Source organism: Photorhabdus africana (genome assembly GCF_035181445.1).
Classification (GTDB): domain Bacteria; phylum Pseudomonadota; class Gammaproteobacteria; order Enterobacterales; family Enterobacteriaceae; genus Photorhabdus; species Photorhabdus laumondii.
This window is the reverse complement of the sequence record NZ_JAXBVE010000004.1, coordinates 178,445-201,191: the sequence shown is the minus strand read 5'-3', so window position 1 is coordinate 201,191 and position 22,747 is coordinate 178,445. Positions and strand designations below refer to the sequence as shown.

The 22,747-nt window shown below is 42.7% G+C and carries 19 protein-coding genes and 1 pseudogene; 9 read left to right on the top strand and 11 right to left on the bottom strand.

The annotated features are described in order from the left end of the window. The 4 genes and pseudogenes from SLS51_RS04000 to SLS51_RS03985 form a co-directional block, all read left to right on the top strand. A pseudogene (locus tag SLS51_RS04000) lies at positions 1-508 on the top strand (hemolysin/hemagglutinin-like protein HecA precursor); the annotation flags it as partial. Continuing rightward, complete coding sequence (locus SLS51_RS03995) at positions 505-1,008, top strand: immunity 42 family protein (protein ID WP_065821922.1); 504 nt, start codon at positions 505-507, stop codon at positions 1,006-1,008. The pseudogene SLS51_RS04000 and the gene SLS51_RS03995, both read left to right, overlap by 4 nt. Before the next feature lie 233 nt (positions 1,009-1,241). Then, the gene (locus SLS51_RS03990; protein ID WP_323835750.1) at positions 1,242-1,544 is read left to right on the top strand and encodes a hypothetical protein; all 303 of its coding nucleotides are present in this window, start codon (positions 1,242-1,244) and stop codon (positions 1,542-1,544) included. Next, positions 1,528-1,890: a hypothetical protein gene (locus SLS51_RS03985; protein WP_323835748.1), complete on the top strand. Its 363-nt coding sequence runs from the start codon at positions 1,528-1,530 to the stop codon at positions 1,888-1,890. Before SLS51_RS03990 ends, SLS51_RS03985 begins: the two co-directional genes overlap by 17 nt. An 840-nt stretch (positions 1,891-2,730) precedes the next feature. Here the strand turns inward: SLS51_RS03985 and SLS51_RS03980 are convergent. From SLS51_RS03980 to mfd, 3 genes are all read right to left on the bottom strand, one after another. Beyond that, entirely contained in the window at positions 2,731-3,576 is an 846-nt protein-coding gene (locus SLS51_RS03980) for a TauD/TfdA family dioxygenase (protein WP_323835746.1), read from the bottom strand. Positions 3,577-3,587: 11 nt separating this feature from the next. Then, positions 3,588-4,565: an L-tyrosine isonitrile synthase gene (gene pvcA, locus SLS51_RS03975; RefSeq protein ID WP_323835744.1), complete on the bottom strand. Its 978-nt coding sequence runs from the start codon at positions 4,563-4,565 to the stop codon at positions 3,588-3,590. A gap of 761 nt (positions 4,566-5,326) precedes the next feature. Beyond that, on the bottom strand, positions 5,327-8,773 hold the full coding sequence (mfd, locus tag SLS51_RS03970; protein ID WP_323835742.1) for a transcription-repair coupling factor: 3,447 nt from the start codon (positions 8,771-8,773) through the stop codon (positions 5,327-5,329). 197 nt (positions 8,774-8,970) lie between these two features. Between mfd and lolC the strand changes: the two genes are divergently transcribed. From lolC to pepT, 5 genes are all read left to right on the top strand, one after another. Beyond that, positions 8,971-10,173: a lipoprotein-releasing ABC transporter permease subunit LolC gene (gene lolC, locus SLS51_RS03965; RefSeq protein WP_323835740.1), complete on the top strand. Its 1,203-nt coding sequence runs from the start codon at positions 8,971-8,973 to the stop codon at positions 10,171-10,173. Continuing rightward, on the top strand, positions 10,166-10,870 hold the full coding sequence (gene lolD, locus SLS51_RS03960) for a lipoprotein-releasing ABC transporter ATP-binding protein LolD (protein WP_323835738.1): 705 nt from the start codon (positions 10,166-10,168) through the stop codon (positions 10,868-10,870). Before lolC ends, lolD begins: the two co-directional genes overlap by 8 nt. Continuing rightward, positions 10,870-12,117, top strand: a complete 1,248-nt coding sequence (gene lolE, locus SLS51_RS03955; RefSeq protein ID WP_323835736.1) for a lipoprotein-releasing ABC transporter permease subunit LolE — start codon at positions 10,870-10,872, stop codon at positions 12,115-12,117. Before lolD ends, lolE begins: the two co-directional genes overlap by 1 nt. Positions 12,118-12,208: 91 nt before the next feature. After that, the gene (gene cobB / locus SLS51_RS03950; protein ID WP_323835734.1) at positions 12,209-13,060 is read left to right on the top strand and encodes a Sir2 family NAD+-dependent deacetylase; all 852 of its coding nucleotides are present in this window, start codon (positions 12,209-12,211) and stop codon (positions 13,058-13,060) included. 54 nt (positions 13,061-13,114) lie between these two features. After that, a complete protein-coding gene (gene pepT, locus SLS51_RS03945) occupies positions 13,115-14,380 on the top strand; it encodes a peptidase T (protein ID WP_323835732.1) in 1,266 nt (421 codons plus the stop codon). A gap of 247 nt (positions 14,381-14,627) precedes the next feature. On the opposite strand, the gene SLS51_RS03940 is transcribed toward pepT, so the two are convergent. From SLS51_RS03940 to rluE, 8 genes are all read right to left on the bottom strand, one after another. Then, positions 14,628-15,749 carry a ribosomal protein uL16 3-hydroxylase gene (locus tag SLS51_RS03940; protein WP_323835730.1) on the bottom strand — a complete coding sequence of 374 codons (1,122 nt, stop codon included), beginning with the start codon at positions 15,747-15,749 and terminating at the stop codon, positions 14,628-14,630. 83 nt (positions 15,750-15,832) lie between these two features. Further along, a complete protein-coding gene (gene phoQ / locus SLS51_RS03935; RefSeq protein ID WP_323835764.1) occupies positions 15,833-17,296 on the bottom strand; it encodes a two-component system sensor histidine kinase PhoQ in 1,464 nt (487 codons plus the stop codon). 19 nt (positions 17,297-17,315) lie between these two features. Further along, positions 17,316-17,984 (bottom strand): two-component system response regulator PhoP, encoded by a 669-nt coding sequence (gene phoP / locus SLS51_RS03930; RefSeq protein WP_323835728.1) that lies wholly within the window; start codon positions 17,982-17,984, stop codon positions 17,316-17,318. Between the two features lie 354 nt (positions 17,985-18,338). Further along, on the bottom strand, positions 18,339-19,709 hold the full coding sequence (gene purB, locus SLS51_RS03925) for an adenylosuccinate lyase (RefSeq protein ID WP_323835726.1): 1,371 nt from the start codon (positions 19,707-19,709) through the stop codon (positions 18,339-18,341). 23 nt (positions 19,710-19,732) lie between these two features. Next, entirely contained in the window at positions 19,733-20,359 is a 627-nt protein-coding gene (gene hflD, locus SLS51_RS03920) for a high frequency lysogenization protein HflD (RefSeq protein WP_323835724.1), read from the bottom strand. A 2-nt stretch (positions 20,360-20,361) separates the two neighbouring features. Continuing rightward, positions 20,362-21,465 carry a tRNA 2-thiouridine(34) synthase MnmA gene (mnmA, locus tag SLS51_RS03915; RefSeq protein ID WP_323835722.1) on the bottom strand — a complete coding sequence of 368 codons (1,104 nt, stop codon included), beginning with the start codon at positions 21,463-21,465 and terminating at the stop codon, positions 20,362-20,364. A gap of 84 nt (positions 21,466-21,549) precedes the next feature. Beyond that, entirely contained in the window at positions 21,550-21,999 is a 450-nt protein-coding gene (locus SLS51_RS03910; RefSeq protein ID WP_323835720.1) for an NUDIX domain-containing protein, read from the bottom strand. After that, positions 21,992-22,621, bottom strand: a complete 630-nt coding sequence (rluE, locus tag SLS51_RS03905; protein ID WP_323835762.1) for a 23S rRNA pseudouridine(2457) synthase RluE — start codon at positions 22,619-22,621, stop codon at positions 21,992-21,994. The genes SLS51_RS03910 and rluE overlap by 8 nt, the downstream gene beginning before the upstream one ends. Positions 22,622-22,747 lie beyond the last annotated feature (126 nt).

The following is a 22,747-nucleotide window of genomic DNA, read 5'->3' as shown; positions in this document are numbered from 1 at the left end:
GTCAAATATTGACGCATCACGGAATTTAGTGCTCCATCGTGCCCAAATCACCGGCGGCTCAGAAGAAACCACCCAGGAAATCGTGAAGATTATGGGGCAGACGGGAATTGCTGCATCTGCGGGAGTGGCTGGAGGGATCAGTAAAGCTGGAGCAAAAGGAGTCAAGGGAAGTGCTGTACCAGTACCTAATCCAGTGACAGCGAATAATGGATTAGTTTATAAATCAAACAGTAAACACACTCTGGGAGGAAATGGAAATAGGCCAAGTGCTGGCCTTGAACCGCAAAATTCTCTCAATTTATTTGAAAAGTCAATACCAACAAAAGATCCTAAAGTTAGATTAGCGATAGACGAAAAAGGTAATATTCATAGATTTTTTAATGAGAGAAAAGATGGTTCAGGTTCATTCCATTGGAGTGGAAGCACTGGTGATGGTAAAAATGCTCTGGGTCATAATGAACTTCGGAAGTTTAACAGTGAAATAAAGCAACTAGGGGGTAAAAAATGATCTACGGACTTCCTTATGAATTTGCTGTTGCTTATGAAGTTTGTGAATCGTCAGAAGATGGCTATTGGCAATATGGAATATTTAATTTTGTCATAGATGACGTTATTGTTCCTGCCATCGGTTCAAACTACACACTTCATATGGCGATAAATCATCTGAAAGACAGCTTAGCGGAGTTTCCATCATGCAAGAAAATTGATACCTCCTTGTTTAGTCAGAACAAAGAAATTATGGAATTTATTGCTCATTCACATAATATTCTTTTGGATACAGATGATGATGATCTAGAGTTGCCAGAAATGGAGCAACAAGGGATAGATTTAACTCCTGTAGAATTTACAGATATTGGATTCTATATTTTTTACTATATTACAAATAATAGCGAGGATGAATTTATCATTTATACCAGTGATAGAGGATTGACTGTTACGATAAAACATTTTGAGAAAAATACCGTCAAAAATGTTATCGAACAACTACCAGAATTTAAAAAAATCTAATGCATATAAGTAAGTTGGAGTAAAAATCCCAGTCGATGTGAACTGTACCCCAAATGTTAGGTAATCATCCGACATTTAAAGGGGGCAGTTCATTACGTCTGGGAAAAGTGGCTTACTAGGCTGAAAAGTCGCGTCGGGGCGTTGTAGGTCGAGCCTCAAACTATACTGGAAAAAACGGGTTGTAACTGACTGAGTGGACAGGGAAAAATCGGAGTCCGGCGGTCAACTTCGCAATGGAATGCGTTGTTACGGATAATAATGCCCTAAGTTTACCCAAAGGGATGGCGGATTACGGTCGGTCAGCATCAAGTCTGGCTACCGCGATGTTAAATGAAGGTAAATCCTCTCAAGAGATTTCAGCGGCATTGTCAAAACATGCCAAAGGCGATCACCCGGAAGGACAAGATCCAGTAAGAGGATTGGTAACGGCATGGGGAGCAGGAATGTCCACGGTAGCAGCACCACTGTTGTTACCATCAGGAGCAACAGTGGGAAGTATTTTTGCTGGGGGTATAATCAGTGACAGCCAATATTAGTAATCAGCTTACAAATGGTTCTGTAAACATTACTGATGCATTGATAGCCACGGGAACGGTAACGCAAGGTAAAGGGTTTTGGTTTACAGAAGTGACGAGTATAACGGGTGCTTATGTTGGGGCAAAACTACAGGATAAAAATCCACTTGCCCCGGTAGTAGGTGCAGCAGTTGGTAATGTTGTAGGTACTGCTGGAGGAAAAATAATCGACGTTGGAAATAAATATTTCCCTATAGTATCGAATAAAACGTCAAGTACTATCGGAGCTATTAGTGGTGCTATAGCCAGTGAAGTTACAGGCAGTAAAGTTGAGGATAAGCTGGATAAATCAGGAGGAGCGAAATGATAACTCATTTTAAGTCATTACTGATTCTTCTGTTATTCTGCACAATTATTATGATTATGGTGGTCTTATCAGGATGCCTGTGTGCTGCGATTTTAGTTTATTTGAAAAACGAAACATTCATCTTTAGTTGGCATGATGATGTTGTTTTTTCAGTAAAAAAAGGGGTAGTAACAGGTATACCGACTGGAATAGGAATTTGGATCTGATCCCGTTTGAAAGGAAATCGTGAGAATTAAGACGCCACCATCTGATCGATGACCGGACCAACTTTGGCTATTGTACAAAGGTTTTTACATTTGTTACGGACAATAATCATCTAAGCGTTGACCAGAATCGTTCAAGAAGTGAGGAACTGGTCAACTGTCAGGGGGATACCAGTTGTCGTTCTGTTGTCAGGGATAAGTATCGCCAAGAGGTAACCTTTTCTACTCAGAACATTGGTATCTTGGTGAAGTAGACAATAGATGCTAATACCTCATCGATGAGAAAGTTATCTTGAAAAACGCTGTTAAAGAGCGAGCTTCTTCTCGGTAATACGTAGTTTAAGGATAAATGAATATGATTGTATATATTCCGTTTATTTTGATGGTCTTGAGTCTGTTGGGGTTTCTTACCCGCTTCATCTATTTTAGCTTGAGCAAAAAAGTTTCACTAAGAAGTGTAAAATCTCCATTGCTCTTTTTTGATTTTTGTTTTTTTAATAAAAACAAACTTGCTAATTTTTCCATGAGGCGGATTCGACTAATAAATGCAATTTTTCATAAGGCTAGATCATTTGACCCCCAATATATTACAGTGGGAGTCAAATAATATTTCCAATTCTTCGTTTATATAATAATACTATGATATTAACGCCTGATTATTAAATACCGGATTAGATTGAATATGGATTCTCTGTAAATGCCGTTCTGATTTGGAAGTAAATCCTTCTCGTCCATGTAACAGAGAGAAATTATCCACAATTACCAAATCGCCTTTTTTCCATGCATGAGCATATAAATGGCGCTTATCATATAATATATTGATAAAATCTTGCTGAAATTCTGCTACTTGATCAGGGCTGATATTATGGTATTCAATAGCATGTTTATTCAGGAATTTTTCTCCATCTACTGCCGGTTCGTTATATCTGATAACGAATCCGTTTCTGTCGGGATGTTCTTCCACTAAAGGAGAGTGTACTTCCCCGCCATAATGAGTGACTTTATTAATGCGATAAGTAATCGATATATTCTTCCACTGTTCTAATTGCTGTTGAGTAGCATTAGCAACAACACGACGGGTATTGACAAAGGTTGTTCTGCCCCCTTGGTCGCTTTCAGGTGCGTGGGCGCAATGGAACATAATAAATTCGGGAATTGTCGGTTTGTACATGCCATCCCAGTGCAACGGCATATAGCTGTTATCAAAAACGTGATCAGTAGCATCTTGGTGTTCACGAACATCTAAAATAGCACCAAACGGCCACATCATTATTTCTCCCCAATTACGGGCATATTCTTCATATTTTTCGTGATCAGATAAATCAGATTTAAAACCACGTAATATAAGCAGATGGTGTTTTCTAGCCAGTTCTTTCAGTTGTTCCACTGATAATGTATCAATATGTTGATCGGAATATTGAGGCGTAATTTTTAAACCAAAAGGGGTTATTTCTTCTGTCTGAAAGCGATTTAATTCTGTCATGCTATTCTCCTTTAAATTACATAGTGACTGGGTTTTCCATGAATATTTACTAATTTTCCGCCCATTATCTGAACTTCTTTGTGTTTCATAAGTATAAATTGCCCATTTACATTGGCTGCGACACCATGCCAAGGGGTTAACCAATCATCCCGGGTTGGCATCATATGAATACCAAATTTAATACTGTCTGCTGGTTGAGGATGAATAGACAGACGTATGGCTTTTGGGAAATGAGTATCTAATAAACTTCCCCATGCCCAACTTCGTTGAATAACTCCGATAGCTCTTTGTTTGGCATCTTTCTGTAGGGCATTGTTTGATCCGGTGTAACCAGGTAATAAGCTGTCTTCATATAAAAAGCGGGTGACTGCACGGTATAATTGTAATCCGTTATTATTTTGCAACAGTTCGTCTTTGATAGATGCCTCTGATCGGGCATAATGTTTTACTAACATCTGTCTCTGTAAATTAAAATCATCACTATGTTCGCAGAGTTCCTTATCGTCATTGAGGTTAAATGTACTTAAATTGATAGCACCCACTTCATGAAGTAATTGTTTAATATCTTCATGGTATTGGCTGATAACTTCATCGCTGACATGAATGAGATCACCGAAAACATGCCCATCAGAGCAAATAATAATGCGAGCACCAGGAGGATAATAAAGCTGGATACGCTGGCAAAGAGAATTAAGAAAAATCAAAGATAAGCGTTCTGCCATATCAGGGGCAGTACCAAGTACTTTATTTATGTTTGGTGATTTGGTTGGGAATGCCGGTAAAATGAATTCGATAGGCTTTTTATTCTTGATAAAGTATTCAATTCTGGGTAATTGTACAGTTTTAACAATCTCTTCTTCTTTAGCTGAATTTTTCACTGGATCAGTAAGGTGTCTGCGATATTGCAACAATTCGCACAGAATCTTCATGGAAATATTATTAAAGGAAATATTCTCGGATGTAATATTGTTAGCGGTGACACTTTGCATAATTATGGTTTCTCGTGCTTGTTGTAAATATAGTTATTGTTTAATTTCTTAAAAATAGATAAATAGAGATTTAGTTAACTGGTATAGACGGAGTGTAAGATAATGCAATTAAAAGATAATATAATATTTAAGAATATCTAATAATCTATTTAATAATAAACAATATGTTTGAATATGATTTATATAATTAGTCAATATATTTGATTGATTGTTACATTAAGGCAAAGTTTGACGCGGTTATTAAAACGCTAAAAATCTGGTACGATCACTTTAATTGAGTGCTAATTAAGGACAAGTGGAGTATGTAAATGGATAAGTCATCTTTTTCTTTTCTAGAATATATTGTTGCTAATTATATGAAATAACTATTGTATAATAAAAAGTTATTGTTACAACAGGAGAGATATTATTCAGATAAAAAATAAATTGTTGTATCAGATCAATAATACAGGCTGTTATTACTATAATAACCATATCTGGTTATTATTTTTCGGAAATTGAGTTTGTCCTTAACCCAATTAAGGTAACCATCCTTATTCCATATGGATTTTTTCAAAGTTGCCCCTTTGTTGGCTGCATTCGCTCACCCCGGTCACATAGTTACCTATGTGACCGGGGATTCACTCCCTTGCCGTCGCGATGTATCTTGAAATCCATTGGGTATATTATGATATGCTTGTTATCTTAGAATAAATATTGATGAATAAATCACAGTACTTCCCCACAGACTGACAATCAATCATAGGGGAAGTGAAAATGACTTAAGAGCAGATCTGATGATGTTCAAAAGTATCAAGTAATTGCTGAATGAATTCCAGGCGTGCCGTTCTTTCGTTCAGGTCAGTGATGAATTTAAGTTTAGCGGGGCCATCCAACCGATAAATTTCAGGTTGTTTTTGTAACAGGCCGATAAGATAAGTCGGATCAACTTTATTTTTCTCACTAAACTCGATGAACCCTCCTTTTTCATGGGCTTCTATTCGTTTAATACCTAATTTCTGAGCTAATAGGCGAATGGCTGCTGATTGTAATAAGTGGCGCCCCGGATCAGGTAATGTGCCGAACCGGTCTATCAATTCAACCTTCAATTCTGCTAATTCTGATGCGTCTTTGGCGCTGGCAATGCGTTTATAAAAAGACAAACGCATATTGACATCAGGAATATAATCATCAGGTAACAAAATAGGCATCCGCAATTCAACGTCAGTTTGACTATTAGTCAAGTCTTCAAGTGAGGGTTTGCGGCCTGCTTTTAGTGCATCGACAGCGCTTTCTAACAGCTCCATGTAGAGAGTGAAGCCAATGGTTGTCATCTGACCACTTTGTTCTTCGCCTAGGAGTTCGCCGGCTCCACGGATTTCAAGATCGTGAGTTGCCAGTGCAAAACCCGCCCCTAAATCTTCAAGGGAGGCAATAGCTTCCAGACGTTTGTGTGCGTCAGTTGTCATTGCTTTCGGATGTGGTGTCAGCAGGTAAGCATAAGCCTGATGGTGAGAACGTCCGACACGCCCCCGCAATTGATGCAGTTGGGCCAGGCCAAAATGGTCAGCTCGCTCAATAATGATGGTATTGGCGCTTGGAATATCGATGCCTGTCTCAATAATTGTGGTACAAATCAGGACATTAAATCGTTGATGATGGAAATCGCTCATCACCCGTTCCAAATCCCGTTCACGCATCTGCCCATGACCAATGGCGATCCGTGCTTCTGGTACTAATTCTTCAAGACGCAGCTTCGCTTTCTCAATATTTTCAACATCATTATAGAGGTAGTAGACTTGACCACCGCGCAAAACTTCACGCAGTATGGCTTCTCGTACCACCAAGCTGTCATATTCGCGCACGAAGGTTTTGACTGCCAGACGACGAGCGGGAGGGGTCGAAATAATTGAGAGATCCCGCATACTGCTCATTGCCATATTGAGTGTTCGTGGAATTGGGGTTGCGGTGAGGGTCAGAATATCGACATCGGCACGCATGGCTTTGATCTGCTCTTTGTGGCGAACACCAAACCGGTGCTCTTCATCAACAATTAACAAACCAAGGTCTTTCCAGCGCAAGTCGCTTTGTAGCAGTTTATGTGTGCCAATAATGATATCGACTTTACCTTCGGCTGCCATTTCAGCGATTTGTTGCTGCTCCTTGGCGCTGCGGAAACGGGATATCATCTCAATACGTACAGGCCAATTAGCAAAACGGTCGCGGAAATTATCAAAATGTTGCTGAGCCAGCAGGGTTGTCGGAACCAGGACCGCCACCTGCTTGTCATTATGGACTGCCAGAAATGCGGAGCGCATTGCAACTTCGGTTTTGCCAAAGCCTACATCACCGCAAATTAAGCGATCCATCGCGACGGGTTGACACATATCATTCAGAACGGCGTTAATTGCCTGTTCCTGATCTGGAGTCGTTTCAAATGGAAAGCTTTGACAGAACAATTGGTATTCTTCCCAATCATGTTTAAACGCAAATCCTGGTTTTACGGCGCGGTGAGCATAAATGTCAAGCAACTCCGCAGCTACATCGCGTACTTTTTCGGCAGCTTTCTGGCGGGCTTTGGTCCATGCCTCTCCACCCAATTTATGTAATGGGGCATTTTCATCAGCACCACCTGCGTAGCGGCTGATCAAATGCAGGGAAGAGACCGGAACATAAAGTTTGTCGTTACCAGCATAGCTTAAGATCAGATATTCAGCTTTGATACCACCTGCTTCCAGCGTAGTTAGCCCCTTGTAACGGCCAACGCCATGTTCCAAATGGACCACTGGCTGACTAGGGCGTAATTCTGCAAGGTTACGGATCAGGGTATCGGTATTAATCGTGCGACGGGTATCTTGACGGCGGCGGACAACACGTTCACCAAGCATGTCACTTTCACAGATCAGAGCCAGTTCATTCTTTGTATCGATAAAACCATGTTCAGCGGCACCAATCATCAAAAAGTGACCTGGCTGTTGTGCTTGATATAATTTGCTGATTTTAATAGGTTTAATCTTTATTCGTGACAATAATTCCTGTAACGTTTCTTTCCGTCCTTCGCTCTCAACAGAGAAAATAACGCGGCCACTGAATTGTTCAAGGAATCGGCGAAGCTTATCCAGCGGCGCTTTATTTTGCGCAACAACGGAGAGATCAGGCAGTAATTGATAATCAAGATTTACGTGACTCGCTTTTTTGCTCAACTCTTCCGCTTTAAGTTGAATGCGGGGCCAGTTTTTTAGCGCTGAGAATAAATTATCCGCCGGAAGCCAAAGTTCTTCTGGTGATAAGAGAGGTCGCATTGGATCAATTTTACGGCTCTCGAAGCGTTGTTGGATGTCTTGCCAAAAACGTTCAGCGGAATGGCTTATTTCTTGACTGATAAGCAAAGTGTTGTCGGGTAGATAATCAAATAATGAAGGCAAGGGTTGGTTAAAAAACAACGGTTGCCAGTATTCTATTCCTGCCGGTAACGTACCTTTACTCACTTGCTGATAAATATGCTCATTGTCACGACGGACTTCAAAACGTTCCCGCCACTGGCTGCGAAACAGTTCAATAGTCTCTTTATCTGTCGGGAATTCATGAGCAGGCAATAGGTTGATTTGTTTAACTTCAGTCAGCGTGCGTTGGCTGTCAACATCGAAAATGCGTAAGCTATCGATTTCATCATCGAAAAAATCAATACGATAGGGATGCTCACTTCCCATTGGGAAAAGATCAAGTAGTGCGCCGCGAGTAGCGAATTCGCCGTGTTCAAGAACTTGTTCGACACTACGATAGCCAGCCTGTTCTAATTCAGTACGGAGTTTATCCCGTGAGAGTCTCTGATCTTTGTGCATGACGAGTGCATGCCCGTTAAGGTACTCATGAGGGCAAACCCGTTGCATTAAGGTATTTATCGGCAGGATTAAAACACCTTTGGTCATCGTCGGCAGACGGTAAAGTGTAGACAGACGGTTGGAAATGATCTCCTGATGAGGAGAAAAACTGTCATACGGCAGTGTTTCCCAATCGGAAAGGAGATCAACGGAGCAGTCGGTAAACTGATGGATTTCATCATGCAGACGTAAGGCGTTTTGCATATCCTTGGTTATCAGTACGACAGGGCCTTGATGGCGTTCGACAATTTCAGCACACTCTACCGCGCAAGCGGCACCAGTAAGTTGGCCTAATTGACGGTTATCACCGCGACGTTCGGGAAGTTCATAACGATATTTTGAGGACATAGGCGTCAATGTGTTCTCTATGATTCAGTCCATTCCCAACAGGCTTTCGACACATAATGGTCTTCGAGTAAACACGCTGGCGGGTTGAGAGAAAATAAAAAAACCACAGAATCTGGATGTTGGTGGTTCCATAAAATATAACTACCCTTTATTATCCCCGAACACTTTGCTTTGGCAACAGGGGCGTAACAGATTTCATGTTTCAATCTGTCTCATTATTTATAGGTTTGCGGTATATGCGTGGTCGGGCGGCTGATAAATTTGGTCGGTTTGTTTCCTGGCTGTCAGCCATTGGCATTACTCTCGGTGTTGCCGCATTAATTACAGTATTGTCCGTGATGAACGGTTTTGAGCGTTCACTGGAAACCAGTATTCTTGGCTTTATGCCACAGGCGGTTGTGACGTCGGTAAACGGCTCGCTAGACCCAAAAGCGCATCCTGCCAGTGAACTTGCGGATCTCAAGCAGGTTGACAGGATGACGCCATTGGTGATGGGGGATGTTGTCTTGCAAAGCGCCAGGAATGTCGGTGTTGGTGTGATGTTGGGTATCGCTTTTGATGAATATGAGCCGCTGATTGAATATTTAACCGGCGCTTATCGTCATCAACTTGAACCCGGTAGCTACAATGCTATTTTGGGCGAAAAACTGGCCGGGGAGCTTGGGGTAAAACGCGGTGATCGCATTCGCCTGATGGTGCCCGGTGCCAGCCAGTTGACACCAATGGGGCGTATTCCTAGTCAGCGTCTATTTACTGTTATTGGCACTTTCGCGTCTAATAGCGAAGTCGATGGCACACAGATTCTGGTTAATCAGCAAGATGCTGCCCGCCTGATGCGCTATCCGCTAGGTCACATTACTGGCTGGCGTCTCTATCTCTCAGAACCATTGGCTGTAGATAGTTTGAGCTTACAAACTATGCCGGAAGGGTTGTTGTGGAAGGATTGGCGCGAACGTAAAGGTGAGTTTTTCCAAGCGGTCAGGATGGAAAAAAATATGATGGGCTTATTGTTAAGCCTGATTATTGCCGTGGCGGCGTTCAATATCATCACTTCGCTTGGTTTACTGGTCATGGAAAAACAGGGAGAAGTGGCGATTTTGCAGACACAGGGACTGGTACGTCGTCAGGTTATGGCGATTTTTATGATCCAGGGAGCCGGAGCCGGGATCATCGGCACTTTACTGGGAACTGGGCTTGGTGTTCTGCTTTCCAGTCAGCTTAATAACTTAATGCCACTGATTGGCTTATTGACCTCAGGTGTTGAGCTGCCTGTTGCCATTGAGCCGCTACAGGTTGCTACAATCGCAATTTCAGCGATGGCGATTGCTCTATTGTCTACGTTATATCCTTCCTGGCGTGCTGCTGCTATTCAACCTGCTGAGGCTTTGCGTTATGAATAATCAACCACTATTGTTGTGTAATAATCTGTGTAAAAAATACCAGGAAGGGCAAGTACTGACCGAAGTGCTGAAAAATGTCACTTTTGCTATCAATCAGAGTGAAATGATGGCGATTGTGGGAAGTTCCGGCTCAGGTAAGAGTACGCTTCTGCATTTGCTTGGTGGATTGGATACACCGACTTCTGGTGAAGTCCTTTTTAAAGGGCGTTCTTTGAATAAAATGTCCTCCAGAGCCAGAGCAGAACTGCGCAATCATGAATTGGGTTTTATTTATCAGTTTCACCATCTGTTGCCAGATTTTAATGCGTTAGAGAATGTCGCTATGCCACTGTTAATTGGTGGTAAAAATCGCAGTCAGGCACAGAAGAAAGCATTCGAAATGTTGGCGGCTGTTGGTTTGGAGAAGCGCGCTCATCACCGTCCATCAGAATTGTCAGGGGGAGAACGCCAGCGTGTGGCAATTGCCAGAGCGTTGGTTAATGAACCTTCTTTAGTTTTAGCGGATGAACCTACCGGTAACCTTGATTTACGTAATGCAGATAGCATCTTTGCATTACTGAGTGAGCTTAACCGGCAGCAAGGTACGGCATTTCTGGTTGTTACCCATGATTTGAATCTCGCCGGCAGATTAAATCGTCAGGTGGAGATGCGTGATGGTTATTTACAGGATGAATTGACCGTGACGGGAGTGTTGTAATGGCGAATTTGCCTCTCTCTTTGGTCACTGCTTTGCGATTTAGTCGCGGGCGTCGCCGTGGCGGTATGGTATCTCTGATTTCTGTGATTTCTACCCTAGGGATTATGCTTGGTGTCGCGGTTCTCATTATTGGTCTAAGTGCCATGAATGGTTTTGAACGAGAATTGAGAAACCGCATCCTTTCTGTTGTTCCTCATGGTGAAATTTATACGGTTCATCAGCCTTTTGGACAGTGGCAGCCTGCATTGGAACGGGTAAAAAACACTATCGGTGTGGTTGCAGCTTCACCTTATATTACTTTCACTGGATTGATGGAAAAAGGTGCCAGCTTGCATGCTGTTCAGGTGAGAGGGGTTGATTTAGCCACTGAATCTCAGGTCAGCTCATTACCACAGTTTGTGCAAGATAATGTTTGGCAAAATTTTCAGGCGGGTCATCAACAGGTCATTCTGGGGCAGGGAGTTGCTAATGCTTTGAAGGTTAAGCAGGGTGATTGGTTGACTGTCATGATCCCGAACAATGATCCCGAAATGAAACTGTTGCAACCAAAACGGATTCGTTTACAGGTTAGCGGGATTTTTCGATTGAGTGGTTTGCTTGATCATAGTTTGGCTTTGGTCCCCTTGGCTGATGCTCAACAATATTTGGATTATGGACAGGGAATCACGGGCATTGCGATCAAGGTTGATGATGTATTTGCCGCTGATCAACGAGTAAGGTCTGCCGGGGAAGCATCACAGGAGTATGTCTATATCAGTAGTTGGATAAGAAATTATGGCTATATGTATCATGATATTCAGATGGTACGTAGCATTATGTATCTGGCGATGATTCTGGTGATTGGCGTGGCATGTTTTAATATCGTTTCTACCCTGATTATGGCGGTAAAAGATAAAAGCAGTGATATTGCTATCCTGCGAACCCTCGGCGCTAAGGATAGGCAAATTAGAGCAGTTTTTCTCTGGTATGGGTTATTGACGGGGATGATGGGCAGTATTGCCGGTGCTGTAGCCGGTGTGTTGGCATCACTGAATCTGACGGCGCTTATTCATGGGTTGGAAAAGCTGATCGGGCATCAATTTCTTTCCGGTGATGTTTACTTTATTGATTTCCTGCCATCTGAGTTGCATGGCATGGATGTTCTGTATGTTCTGGCGACGGCTTTGGTCCTGAGTTTATTAGCCAGTTGGTATCCGGCAAGGCGGGCAAGTAGACTTGATCCGGCACGAATTTTAAGTGGAAAATAATTAATCTATTATTGGCATGAGCTAATCAAAACGTTATGGTGTAACAAACAGAAACCTAAGTAGTATTTAAAAAATCTTGAAGGAAATCAGTATGCGAGTTCGTCGTCGGCTTAGTCGGCTTGGCCGGCTTCGTAAGGTTAAGCGTTTGAGACATCAGAGATTTCGTAGCAGGATTTTTTATAGGGATAGTCGATTGGCGCTTAATATGAAAAAACCTTACATCGTGGTATTGACAGGAGCCGGTATTTCGGCTGAATCGGGTATTCGGACTTTCCGCTCCTCTGAAGGGTTGTGGGAAGAACATCGGGTGGAAGATGTTGCTACACCTGAGGGTTTTCAGAAGGATCCAGAATTGGTGCAGGCATTTTATAATGCTCGGCGTCATCAACTTCAGCAATCAGAAATAAAACCGAACGCAGCGCATTATGCTTTAGCCGCGCTGGAGCATGAGCTTGGCGATCATTTTTTGTTGATTACCCAGAATATCGATAATCTTCATGAGCGGGCGGGCAGCTACCGCACGGTGCATATGCACGGTGAATTGTTCAAAATTCGTTGTTGCCAATCTGGGCAAGTGTTTGAGTGGACAGACGATTTGATGACAGATGAACGTTGCCATTGTTGTCAGTTCCCTTCACCATTGCGCCCACATGTTGTTTGGTTTGGTGAAATGCCTTTGGAGATGGAACAGATCTATTCTGCACTGGCTCAGGCAGATATTTTTATCGCTATCGGCACCTCTGGTCATGTTTATCCTGCGGCTGGATTTGTACATGAAGCTAAACTGTCAGGGGCGCACACGGTAGAGCTGAACTTAGAACCGAGTCAGGTAGAAAGTTTATTTGATGAAAAGCATTATGGACCCGCCAGTAAGATAGTAGATGAGTATGCTCGAAGGTTAATTGATAGCATTAAAGAATTTAAAGCTGATTTGACGCAATAATTATTGTGTTTCTCTTCCTCATAATGGGTAACAAAATCCCTGGGGAAGAGAATAATGGACAGATTACTAGAACGTTTTTTTAAATACATATCTTTTGATACTCAGTCAAAGCCGTCAGCAAAGATGATTCCCAGCAGTCATGGGCAGCTCGAACTCGCCAAAGCGCTGAAACAGGAGTTGATTGAATTAGGTTTTTCCAATGTGGTACAGGATGCTCATGGCTGTGTTATGGCGACATTACCTGCCAATACATCTTGGCCTGTACCTGCTATCGGTTTTATTGCTCACCTTGATACTTCACCTGATTTCTCTGGAAAAAATATAAGTCCACAAATGTTGGAAAATTATCGAGGTGGTGAAATTGCGCTGGGGGCGGGTAATGAAGTGTTATCGCCGGTTATGTTTCCTATCTTGCATAATATGTTGGGGAAAACACTGATTACCACCGATGGTAAAACGTTGCTTGGTGCTGATGATAAAGCGGGTATTGCAGAAATCATTACTGCAATGGTTCGTCTGAAAAATAGCAATATCTTACATGGCGATATTCGGATTGCGTTTACACCTGATGAGGAGATAGGTAAGGGAGCACGCTATTTTGATATTAATTCATTTGATGCTGAGTGGGCATACACCGTAGATGGCGGTGGTGTAGGTGAGCTGGCATTTGAAAATTTCAATGCAGCGGTAGTGACCGTTAAGATTGTCGGTAATAATGTTCACTCTGGTAGTGCTAAGAATGTGATGATTAACGCTTTATCACTGGCGATCCATATCCATCAAGCATTGCCATCGGAAGAGACACCGGAACATACCGATGGATATGAAGGCTTCTATCATTTGCAACGTATTAAAGGTACGGTTGAGTGCGCTGAAATGCACTATATCATTCGTGATTTTGATCGGAATAACTTCGAAGAACGTAAAAAGAAGATGATTAAAATTGCTGAAAAAGCCGGTGAGGGGTTGCATCCTGGTTGTTATATCGAACTGACTATCGATGACAATTATTACAATATGCATGATGAAGTTATCAAATATCCGCATGTTATTGAGATTGCCAAACAAGCAATGCTGGATTGTAATATTGAACCCGTTATTAAACCGATTCGTGGTGGTACTCATGGTGCACAATTGTCGTTTCGTGGTTTACCTTGCCTGAATATATTTATGGGGGGGTATAATTATCATGGCAAACATGAATTTGTTTCGTTGGAAGGAATGGAACAGGCTGTAAGTGTTGTCATGCGTATTGCTGAATTAACTGCACTGTTGTCTAAAAAGTCGGAAATGAGTCAGGCGTTTTGCAGCATTAGCTAAGTCGATAATTTGCTGTGTTGTTTTTCGGTATATGAAATAAATCAATAGGTCTTGTTTTTTTCTTGTGAGTGATAGCAACACCATAATTTATCTGTTATCTGTATTTTCCTTTAATGTGTAAATTCTAAAATTGCCTTTGAATCAGAGGCGCTGATTCAAAGGCAGTGAGTTAATAACTAACTTAGGTGCTAAACAGAGTTAATTATCTTTGATAACTCTATTGAAATTAACCTCTTGAGGTGAGGTATCAATCATTAAAGTACCAGTAACCACTATTGACCAATGCAGTGAGCAGTCTGATAAAACGAACATCATCTATCGCTTCACCAAGCATTTCTGCATTAATTTCATAATGGCAGCAAAGAACATCAGCCGCTTTAATATGAGGTGTATCTATTAATTCACCGTTAACAAAGCATTGATCACCAACTCTGATAACCCGTAATCCGTTAAGGCGGTGGAGATTTTCACCTTGTTTCATTAATTCATAAATTTCATCACTTTCATAAGGCGGCTCTGGTGGCGCAATATCAAGTTCATGCCGTGACTGGGAGATGAATTCACCAAACCATTGCTGGAAAGTGTCAGGCTGTGCCAATAATTCGTTCATCATGGTGTGTAGCGCTGATAGTTCATGCGGCTGGACCAGCGCCGGATTTTCGCGGAAAGTCAGATCGGGATCGCTATAACGATAGCTGCCTAAATCATTAGCCAGCACATAATCGGCGAAGCTACTGAACAGTTCACGGGAATTGGGGGCGCGGAAACCAACTGAATAATTTAGTGAATCTTCGAGGGCATAACCTTCATGAGGAAATCCTGGTGGGATATAGAGAATATCGCCTGGTTCCATCTCTTCGTCAATAACGGCATTAAAGGGATCGACCTGTAATAGATCGGGGTGAGGGCAGCGTTGTTCCATTGGTAGCTTTTCCCCAACGCGCCAGCGACGGCGGCCCATCCCTTGAATGATAAACACATCGTATTGGTCTAGATGCGGACCGACACCACCACCGGGAACGGAGAAGGAGACCATCAGATCATCTATCCGCCAGTCAGATAATACGCGGAATGGTTGCATTAACGCGGCGGAAGGATGGTGCCAGTGATTAACCGCTTGTACCAGCAGTGACCACTCTTTTTCACCTAAATGATCGTAACTTTCGAATGGACCATGAGAGACATCCCAACGGCCATTTTTCTGGCTGACCAGACGGCAGTCAACTTCATTTTCCATAGCCAGCCCCGCGAGTTCATCGGGAGTAAGGGGATCAATGAATTGACGGAAGCCTTGTTTAATCAGTAAAGGCCGTTTTTGCCAATGATTATGCAAAAATGCCTGCCAGTCCAGATTCAACTGATAGTCCATAGTGACATCCTGAGTGTGAAGTGAATTTCAGGGTATTATAGCGAATAGTTAAACTCAGTATCAGACTACACTGGCATATTTAACTAATCATCATCATTAATTTGCTGGCATCGGAATATAACGCAAATTCTGGCACCACCAAGTGGACTGTCACTGATACTGATATCGCCTTTATATTGTTCGATAATTTCAGAAGCAATTGACAATCCAAGCCCTTGACCAGGCTTCAAAGTATCAACACGTTGACCTCGCTGGAAAATCATGTCCCATTTTTCAATTGGCACCCCTGGACCATCGTCATCGACAATAATCATCACTGAATCGTGATCAATCGTCACAGAGATCTCAACAAATTTAAGGCAGTACTTACAGGCGTTTTCCAACACATTACCCATGACTTCCATAAAGTCATTTTTCTCACCAAGCCAGGTGATCTCCGGTGAGACATCTAACGTGAGACTGACACCTTTACGCTGATAGACTTTTGTTAAAGCGCTGCACAGGCTATCGAGTAAAGCAGGAACAGAAGAGACTTTCCGCATAATAGCGCTGTGTTCACTGCGCATACTGGCACGATGCAGATAATAGCCTATTTGCTGAGAAATACGGCCAATTTGCTCAAGCATGATAGGTTCTGCTTGTTGAATAGTCATTTGTTTGCTGTCACGCAAAGAACGGAGAGTTGATTGTAAAACAGCCAGTGGCGTTTTCAAGCTGTGTGTGAGATCAGCCAGTGTTGTTCGGTATTTTGTATAGCGATTGCGTTCATTATTGAGCAACACATTAAGGTTACGAACTAGCCCCCGCAGCTCTGTCGGTGGATTTTCATCCAGTTTTTCCCGTTCACCTTTTTCTAATGAACTGATCTGATGGATAAGCGATTTAATTGGCCGTAAACTCCAGTGTGCTGCCAGCCAAATTAATGGGATAACCAGAATAAGGTTGGCAATCAATACATAACCGAACCATTCCCACACCAGAACCGTTTTTTGTAAATCCTGTGGAATGGTATCGATGACGACAATGGTTAACGCTGGCAAATGAGCTGTCGCACTATATCTGTTGACAGAAACGGAGTGAGTTAGCTCATTATCTTCATTTTCGTCAAGTGAATTAAGTTTACCTAATTGTCCTTGTGTGTTAGCCGAGTTTTTTAGCAAATCCCGGCTGCTTTTTAGGTCAGTATCCAGTTCATATAAACCGTCTTCTTTTAACCATTCACTAGGAATAGAGTTTTCGACTTTTGGGATATGGCGCTGACGCCAGAGGATGGTACCTTTGTTGTTATAAATCAGAACCAGTGATGGGTTATTCAGTGTGAAATTGGGGGGTACTGAAATATCCAACTGATTGTTATTCCACTGAGCAAGGCTGAAAAATAGATTACTCTGACTGCGTAGCAGTGTATAAGCAGTTTTATCAAAACTGACCAAGTAACCGACAATGGCAACAATACCGTAAGACATGGTAAGCGCAAGAATAACCGCAGCAGTTGCCATTAAAAACCGGGTACGGAGTGAGAAAGGCTGCTTGTTGTGCTTAAGCACTTTTTTGCCCATGAAAATTTTACACATCGAAGCGATAGCCTTGGCCCCGGACAGTCACGATAGCTTCATAAGGCCAAATATCTAATATTTTTTTTCTTAGTCGGCCGATTAAGACATCGATGGAGTGACCTTCGCGCAGTTCAGCATCGGGATATAATTGGCGCATTAATGACTCTTTAGTGACAACTTTATCGCTATTACACATCAGTATTTCAATGATTCGGTATTCAAACGCCGTTAGTTTGACGCCCTCCCCGTAAACTGTAAATTCCTTGCGTGACAGATCGATTTTGAAAGGTGGGAATTCAATAATCTGAGAAGCCAGCCCATTATTACGGCGTAAGAGTGCCTGCATACGGGCAATAATTTCCTCAAGATGAAAGGGCTTGGTAACATAATCATCTGCTCCTGCATCAAGAACCGTGACTTTTTCTTGCCAGCTTTCGCGGGCGGTCAAAACAAGAATGGGGAGTTTTTCATCTTTTTGGCGCCAGCGACGGATCAGGCTCAAACCATCTTCTCCGGGCAAACCAAGATCAACAATGGCAATATCGGGTTTGCTCTCGACCAGATAGTAATCGGCTTCTTTGGCGTTTGCAGCGGCATCAACTAGATGACCGGTGTCGCGAAGCTGTACCGTTAAATGGTGACGCAGTAACATGTTGTCTTCAACGATCAATATCCGCATGGAATAATCCCTCTCAACTCCAGCAAGCAGTTATAATAATCAATTCATTCGGACTATTATATAGACAAAGCTGCTGGTAAAAAATTCAATGTCATGGTTCTGGCTGAATATGTTAGATATATGGATCTGTAACAGCAAGATGTTAGGTGGAAATAGATTAAGGTATGTTTGGGATTGGTTTATATAAGGATATACCGTTATCTTTCAAGTTGCCTCTTTGTTGGCTGCACTCGCTCACCCCGGTCACATAGTTTGCTATGCTCCCGGGGATTCACTCCCTTGCCGCCGCGATGCATCTTGAAATCCATAGGGTATAGCAACAGACGGATGTTTTATCCGTCTGTTGAATATCAACTACTTTAATTCATCAACCAGTGTAATTGCTCGGCCAATATAATTTGCCGGCGTCATGGCTTTCAGGCGTGTTTTCTCTTCTTCCGGTAAATCCAGTCCATCGATAAAGGTTTTCATCCCTTCACCGTTGACGCGTTTACCGCGGGTAAGTTCTTTGAGTTTTTCATAAGGCTTTTCGATACCATAGCGACGCATCACTGTCTGGATAGGTTCAGCAAGCACTTCCCAGTTTTGATCTAGCTCATCCAGCAGGTGCTGCTCATTGACTTCTAACTTATTTATGCCTTTCATCGTAGATTGATAAGCGATCAGAGCATATCCCAGGCCAACACCAAGATTACGTAATACGGTTGAATCAGTCAGATCTCGTTGCCAACGGGAAATCGGTAACTTGCTTGCCAGATGACCAAATACCGCATTTGCCAGCCCCAAATTGCCTTCCGAGTTTTCAAAATCAATTGGATTGACTTTGTGTGGCATAGTGGAAGAACCGATTTCACCGGCAACCGTTTTCTGTTTGAAATGGTTAAGTGCGATGTAACCCCAAATGTCACGGTCAAAATCGATCAGAATTGTGTTGAAACGGGCGATGGTATCGAACAATTCGGCAATATAATCATGGGGTTCGATTTGAGTGGTGTATGGATTCCATTTGATGCCGAGTGAAGTCACAAAAGTTTCACTAAACTGATGCCAATCAACCTGTGGGTAGGCGGCTATATGGGCATTATAGTTACCCACGGCACCATTAATTTTGCCGAGTATTTCGACTTGTTCCAGTTGGCGATATTGGCGTTCCATCCGGTGAGCAACGTTGGCAAATTCTTTGCCAACTGTGGAAGGGGTGGCCGGTTGGCCGTGAGTGCGAGATAACAGTGGTAAATCTCGATATTCACTCGCCATTTTTTTGATGGTATCAATTATCTGGCGCCATTGGGGTAACAGTACTTCTTCACGAGCGGTTTGTAGCATCAGCGCATAAGCTAGATTGTTAATATCTTCAGAAGTACAGGCAAAGTGAATAAACTCAGAAACTTGATGTAGTGCAGGAATATGTGCAACTTTTTCTTTCAGAAAATATTCCACCGCTTTGACATCGTGGTTAGTGGTGCGTTCGATAATTTTAATACGCATTGCATCCTGTTCATCGAAATTTGCGATAATTTCATTCAGGTAAGCGTTTGCGTCTGTATCAAAAGCGGGAACTTCTTTAATTTCAGCACATTCTGCCAGTTTTTGCAGCCAATGTACTTCAACCTGCACGCGGAATTTCAGTAAGCCAAACTCACTAAAAATGGTACGTAATGCGCTGACTTTATCGCCGTAACGGCCATCGATCGGAGAAACAGCGGTCAGTGAGGACAATTCCATTGGTAGCAACTCCCGGATTTTATTTAACAATGAGAAAGAATATTTTTCGCCTGTTGGATCAGGCGTTGACGAGAAAACATTAATTGCAAGCGACCGCCGCCAACTTGTTGCCATAAGACAGCACAACGGACGCCTGCCAGTAGAATAGCCCGGACTTTCGCTTGTACAAGTGGATTGCGTAGAACATCAGGGGAACCTGTCACTTGGATACGTGGACCTATTGGGCTGATAACGTCGACATAAATACCGGCCAACGAGTTGAACATCCCTTCTGACATGGGTTCAAAATGTGCTTGCTGGCGTTCTAACAAGCTGATGCGATTACCTAATGCATCGAAAGCGGCCTGATTTTTATTTAGTCGGCGCTCCAGTGCGATTAGACTCAAAATATAGCGGGTGAGATCGGCAGAAATACCATTGCTAGAGTTATTAAACATCCCTAGCATTGCGTTTAGCCCAATGCGCAGATTGCGTTCATGATTGCCGAACACATCTAAAACAGATGTCGGATTAGTGTTCAGGATGCTATTAACCATAGTGGCAACCGCATCGGTATCACACTGGTTTTCATGAGCAAGTTGCTGTACCAAGCGACCTGACTGGCAAATTCCCGCCAATGCTAGTGTGATATTGTAATAATTCTTTGCCACAATTACTCCTGCAAACGTTGTTCAATCACGCCGCCGCCAAGACAAACTTCACCCTGATAAAAGACGGCTGATTGGCCGGGGGTGACTGCGGCGACAGGGTTAGCAAAACGGACTTCTATTTTATCTTCGTTTATGGGGGTGACAGTGCAAGGAATATCTTGCTGACGATAACGTGTTTTGACGACGCAATGGATTTTTTCAGTTAATGTCTGTCTGTCAACCCAGTGAAGTTGCTGAGCAATAAGGCCGGTAGACATTAAACGGGGGTGTTCATGCCCCTGTGCCACGATCAGGATGTTGTTCTGAACGTCTTTATCTATGACATACCACGGCTCTTCGCTGCCTTCTTTCGTTCCACCGATGCCTAAACCTTTACGCTGGCCCAGCGTGTGGTACATCAGCCCCTGATGTTCCCCAAGGGATTCTCCATCTACTGTCATAATCGGGCCAGGTTTGGCGGGTAAATAACGGCCAAGGAAGTCACGGAATTTGCGCTCACCAATAAAACAGATACCGGTGGAATCCTTTTTCTTTGCTGTCACCAGACCGATTTTTTCGGCGATACAACGAACCTCCGGTTTTTCCAGTTCACCGATAGGAAATAGGCTTTGAGCAATTTGCTGGTGGCTCAGGGTGTATAAGAAATAGCTTTGGTCTTTATTGTTATCCAGCCCACGCAATAATTGGCTTTTACCGTTAATATCTTTGCGACGGACATAATGACCTGTTGCGATGTAATCTGCGCCTAAATCCTCAGCAGCGAATTCCAGAAATGCCTTAAACTTAATTTCTTTGTTGCATAGAATATCTGGGTTAGGCGTTCTGCCCGCTCGATATTCAGAAAGAAAATGCTCGAAAACATTGTCCCAATATTCGGCAGCAAAATTGACGGTATGAAGTTCGATGTCCAACTTATCGCAAACGGATTGGGCATCAGCCAGATCCGTCGAGGCTGAACAGTACTCTTCATCATCGTCCTCTTCCCAATTCTTCATGAACAAGCCAGCCACTTGATAGCCTTGCTGTTGTAGCAAATAGGCGGAAACGGAGGAATCTACACCGCCGGACATGCCGACAATGACTTTTTTCTGGCTGTTATCTGACATGGGAATCTCACTGGAGAAGAAAACAAGCGCCGTACTTTAACACGTTGCAAATCGGGGTGCATCAAACGTATCACTGTTTTGTCATTAAATAAACGGAGAAACATAACTATTCAGTAGGGTGAGAGGATGTTTTTCGTTTTGCAGGTAACAGCGAATACTTTCTGCGACGAGTGGAGAACGAAGACAGTGGCTACTGAATATTTGTTCTGCTGTAACCCAATGGCAACAATCAATATCACGGTCTTGTGGATTGGCTACGGTTTGTTGTTCCATTTCAACCAGAAACAGAAAACGGATAAAGGGTGTGCCGTCTGGTGCAACCCACTGATGAACTTTCAGCAGTGCTTGCGGCTTAGCCTGAATACCGGCTTCTTCCCATAATTCGCGTTCCGCCGCTTGTAACAATGTTTCACCAGCCTCAAGATGACCGGCGGGTTGATTCCATAAGGCTTTGCCATTAATTGTCTCTTCAACGACCAGAAATTTATTTTGGGCATGGACAACACAGGCAACTGTGATGTGGGGGCTAAACAAAATTGATCTCCTTCCATTCACCGGGTTTCATCTTGCCTAATGGTAAGTTTCCTATACTAAAACGAATCAGCCGAAGTGTAGGAAAACCGATATGTGCGGTCATTCTGCGCACTTGACGATTTCGGCCTTCATAAAGTGTTATTTTTAACCAGCTTACCGGAATATTTTTACGTTCACGAATCGGTGGATGGCGACTCCAGAGCCATGTCGGTTCATGAACTAACTCGACACCTGCGGGTAGGGTAGGCCCATCTTTTAATATGATGCCATTGCGTAACTTATCGAGAGAGATTTCATCTGGAACGCCTTCAACTTGCACATAATAAACTTTGGCTGTTTTTTTATTCGGTTGGGTTAGCTGTGCTTGAAGTTTTCCGTCATTTGTCAGAATTAATAATCCTTCACTGTCACGATCTAAACGCCCGGCGGCATACACATTAGGGAACGGGATAAAATCCTTTAACGTTGTTCTGCCCATTTCATCCGTGAATTGGGGTAAAACATCATAAGGTTTGTTAAATATCAACACTCGACGAGGTTCTGTTGGTTTTTTGACAGAGTGCGATATTTTTCTTTGGCTGAATCGGTTAAGTTTGTGTTTTTTAATAACGAAATTTGTCATCATAGATCACTGAATAAAATGGGAGGGGTATTATACATTAGTCTGCTATCAATTGGCGTTCGCAGAATATTCAAGTAGTATTGACAGGTCCCTTACAAAAAATTAACAAGGTATTACGCTTACTTG